This window comes from Pseudomonas sp. SG-MS2 (genome assembly GCF_009933855.1).
Taxonomy (GTDB): Bacteria; Pseudomonadota; Gammaproteobacteria; order Pseudomonadales; family Pseudomonadaceae; genus Aquipseudomonas; species Aquipseudomonas putida_E.
The window spans coordinates 1-2,141 of sequence record NZ_MOMO01000184.1 but is presented as its reverse complement, the minus strand read 5'-3'; the positions used below and the strand labels follow the sequence as shown (position 1 = coordinate 2,141).

1 protein-coding gene and 1 pseudogene are annotated in these 2,141 nt (G+C 60.3%); both read right to left on the bottom strand.

Features of this window, described 5'->3' with window-relative positions:
• Nucleotides 1–1,532, bottom strand: a 1,532-nt coding sequence (locus BLX42_RS15565) for a nucleoside-diphosphate sugar epimerase/dehydratase (protein ID WP_161872120.1), incomplete at its 3' end; no start/stop codon positions are given.
• A gap of 44 nt (nucleotides 1,533–1,576) precedes the next feature.
• Nucleotides 1,577–2,141: pseudogene (locus BLX42_RS15560) on the bottom strand (glycosyl transferase); the annotation flags it as partial.

Genomic DNA, 2,141 nt, shown 5'->3' with positions numbered 1-2,141 from the left:
GTCACCGTCAGCGGGCCACCGGCTTTGATCTGCTGATGGAACAACGGAATCACAGAACCGGAAGAACCCAGCACATTGCCGAAGCGCACCATGGTGAAGCGGGTTTTGTTCACCCGGGAAATTTTGCTGCTGTCGCCATACATCACCGGCGCCGCTTCGCGGCTCAGCGCCTGCAGGATCAACTCGGACAACCGCTTGGAGCTACCCATCACGTTGGTCGGGCGCACGGCCTTGTCGGTGGAGATCAGCACAAAGTTGGCCACGCCCGTCTGCAGCGCGGCCTGCGCCGTGCACAGCGTGCCGAACACATTGTTGAGAATGCCTTCGGCCACGTTGTGCTCGACCATTGGCACGTGCTTGTAGGCCGCCGCGTGATACACGGTGTCTACCCGCCAGGTGCTCATCACATCGGCCAGGTGCTGCTGGTTACGCACCGAGCCCAGAATCGGCAACAACTGCACCGCCAGCGACTCGCGCGTAATGCGTTGCTCAAGCTCGGTGAGGATGCTGTACAGGTTGAATTCGCTGTGATCGAACAGCAGCAGGGTCTTGGGCTCCAGCCCGATGATCTGCCGGCACAGCTCGGAGCCGATCGAGCCGCCCGCGCCGGTCACCAGCACGGTACGCTTCTTGTTGCAGCGCCAAAGCAGTTCATCCTGCGCCGGCACCGGGTCGCGGCCCAGCAAGTCGGCAATGTCGACATCCTGGATGTCATCGACCTTTACCCGGCCACTGGCCAGGTCGGCAAACGCCGGCACACTGCGCACATGCAACGGGTACGGTTCGAGGAAGGCGAGGATCTCTTTGCGCCGCGCACGTGAAGCGGTTGGCAGCGCCAGGAGGATTTCCTGGGCGCCGGTTTCTTTGATCATCTGTTCAAGGTGCTTGGGCTTGTACACCTGCAGGCCGGAAATGACCCGGTTGGCCAGGTCGCCGTCATCGTCGATGAAGGCCACGGGGCGCATCACACGCCCCATGCGCAATGCCGCCAGCAACTGGTTGCCGGCCGTGCCTGCGCCGTAAATGGCAACTTTGACCTGGCCATCATCGCGGTTGGTAAAGGGGATTTGATGAGCACCGCTGAACCAGTCGCCCAGGAAGTACTGGCGCATGATCAGGCGCAAGCCGCCCATGATGACCAGGCTCAGCCACCAGTAATTGAAAATGATCGAACGCGGCACGATGACCTGATGGTTGCTGTACCAATAGACCACCACAGCCAGTATCAAGGAGGACAAGGTGACCGCCTTGATGATGGCAACCAGCGCATCATTGCCGAAGTAGCGCATCACCGCGCGGTACATGCCAAAGCGGATGAACAGCGGAATGGCCACGACCGGCGCAGCCAGGAACAGCCAAGTGTGTTCGATGATGGGGTTGTACATTTCATCGATGCCCAGGCGCACGATGAACGACAGCCACAGTGCAAACCAGATAAGCACGACGTCGGTGCACACCTGTATCAGGCGCTTCTGACGCCGGGACAGGTTCACCAGGTACTGGCGCACCCTGTCTTTGTTCGCGTCACTCATCCGGTTCTCCTAAGCCACATATGCCCCAGTCCATTCTGGCCATGTTATTCGCGTTTGCCTGCGCGATACTTGATCGCCAGCAGTGTAAGAGGCGCGTAGGCAATCAAGGTTCCCGTCGCGCCATCAAGCTTGAACAGCAGCACGGCTGCAGCCACGGGCAGCAACCAGCCGATATTGATGGCCGCCACCGCCAGGCTGACGGGCAGATGGCTGCCGTATTGCCGCGACGCATACTGGTAGGCATGGCTGCGATGGGCTTCATAGACTTTTTCGCCCCGCAACAGGCGCCGCCCCAATGTGAACGTGGCATCCACCACGAACACACCCATAAGTATTAACCACCCCCAGAATAATAGCGGGTTTATCCAGGCTGCCTGCAATGCCAGCAGGCCCAGCACGATACCCAGGAAACCACTGCCGGCATCGCCCATGAATATGCGCGCCGGGGGGAAGTTCCAGGCCAGGAAGCCCGCCACCGTCGCTGCCAGCAGCAAGGGCAAAGCGATCGCCTGTGGGTTGCCGGTAATCGCGTAGAGCAGGCAACCGCCCAGGCACACGCAAATGGCCTCGATACTGGCAATACCGTCGATGCCATCCATGAAGTTGTAG